Raw genomic sequence first — 212 nt, forward strand, 5'->3', positions numbered from 1 at the left:
AGTCGGTTGTCTTTGTTGTAAGTGCGTATGCGCACCACCAAGCCTTGGGCGTTGTATTTAAAAAGGCGTTTCTCCACAAAGTTGCCTTCCTTGTCATACTTTATACTCTCAATTACCTGCCCTTTGCGGTTGTACTGATAAGTAGTGCTTTCCGTAGGCGCATTGCTGATATAATGAGTCTCTTTTTCTCTGCGTCCTTGCGCATCTACCTC

Annotated in this window: 1 protein-coding gene; it reads right to left on the reverse strand. The window is 45.3% G+C overall.

The window, feature by feature from the left end; genetic code table 11:
- The coding region (locus tag HMPREF9441_RS18730; protein ID WP_216593530.1) for a hypothetical protein at window positions 1-212 on the reverse strand (212 nt) is incomplete at both ends.

Source organism: Paraprevotella clara YIT 11840 (assembly GCF_000233955.1).
In the GTDB taxonomy this organism is placed as follows: Bacteria; Bacteroidota; Bacteroidia; order Bacteroidales; family Bacteroidaceae; genus Paraprevotella; species Paraprevotella clara.